Source organism: Nocardia neocaledoniensis, assembly GCF_029868625.1.
GTDB lineage: Bacteria > Actinomycetota > Actinomycetes > Mycobacteriales > Mycobacteriaceae > Nocardia > Nocardia neocaledoniensis_A.
Genome location: NZ_JARWOJ010000226.1, coordinates 1 through 1,500, shown reverse-complemented (window position 1 = coordinate 1,500; position 1,500 = coordinate 1). Strand labels below are relative to the sequence as shown.

General features: G+C 70.7%; 1 protein-coding gene. It reads left to right on the top strand.

Annotated elements, in window-relative coordinates; genetic code table 11:
* Window positions 1–10: 10 nt before the first annotated feature.
* Window positions 11–1,500, top strand: a 1,490-nt coding sequence (gene serA, locus QH270_RS17140) for a phosphoglycerate dehydrogenase (protein ID WP_280343314.1), incomplete at its 3' end; no start/stop codon positions are given.

Genomic DNA, 1,500 nt, shown 5'->3' with positions numbered 1-1,500 from the left:
GTACCCCACAGTGAGCCAAGCAGGCCGTCCTGTAGTTCTGATCGCCGACAAGCTCGCCCAGTCGACCGTCGACGCGCTCGGTGACGGTGTCGAGGTTCGCTGGGTCGACGGCCCCGACCGCCCGGCCCTGCTCGCCGCGGTCCCCGAGGCCGACGCGCTGCTCGTGCGCTCCGCCACCACCGTCGACGCCGAGGTGCTCGAGGCGGGCAAGAAGCTCCAGATCGTCGCCCGTGCCGGCGTCGGCCTCGACAACGTCGACGTGCCCGCCGCCACCGAGCGTGGCGTGATGGTCGTCAACGCCCCGACCTCCAACATCCACACCGCCGCCGAGCACGCCGTCACCCTGCTGCTCGCCGCCGCCCGCCAGATCCCGGCCGCCGACGCGACCCTGCGCGAGAAGACCTGGAAGCGCAGCAAGTTCAACGGTGTCGAGATCCTCGGCAAGACCGTCGGCGTCATCGGCCTCGGCCGCATCGGCCAGCTGTTCGCGCAGCGCCTCGCCGCCTTCGAGACCAAGATCGTCGCCTACGACCCCTACACCTCGCCCGCGCGTGCCGCCCAGCTCGGCATCGAGCTGCTGAGCCTGGAGGAGGTGCTCGAGCGCGCCGACTTCATCTCCATCCACCTGCCCAAGACGCCCGAGACCAAGGGCATGCTCAACGCCGAGACCCTGGCCAAGACCAAGCCGGGCGTCATCATCGTCAACGCCGCGCGCGGTGGCCTGATCGACGAGCAGGCGCTGGCCGACGCGATCAAGTCCGGCCACGTGCGGGCCGCCGGTCTGGACGTGTTCGAGACCGAGCCGTGCACCGACAGCCCGCTGTTCGAGCTGCCCGAGGTCGTCGTGACCCCGCACCTGGGCGCCTCCACCGCCGAGGCCCAGGACCGCGCGGGCACCGATGTCGCCAAGTCGGTGCTGCTGGCGCTGGCCGGTGAGTTCGTGCCGGGTGCGGTGAACGTCACCGGTGGCGCGGTCAACGATGTCGTCGCGCCGTGGCTGGATGTCGTGCGCAAGCAGGGTGCGCTGCTCGGCGCCATCGCCAACGAGCTGCCCGTCAGCGTCGAGGTGCAGGTGCGCGGCGAGCTGGCCTCGCAGGACGTGGCCGTGCTGGAGCTGTCCGCGCTGCGCGGGGTGTTCTCGGCGCTGGTCGAGGACCAGGTCACCTTCGTCAACGCCCCGGCGCTGGCCAAGGAACGCGGCATCACCGCCGAGGTCACCACGGCCACCGAGAGCCCGAACCACCGCAGCGTCGTCGACCTGCGCGCCGTGTTCGGCGACGGCTCGACCCTGAACGTGGCAGGCACGCTGACCGAGCCGAACCTGGTCGAGAAGATCGTCAACATCAACGGCCGCAACTACGACATGCGCGCCGAGGGCCTGAACCTGGCCGTGCTGAACTACAGCGACAAGCCGGGCGCGCTGGGCAAGATCGGCACCAAGCTGGGCGAGGCCGAGATCGACATCCTGGCCGCGCAGCTGAGCCAGGACGTGGACGCCGA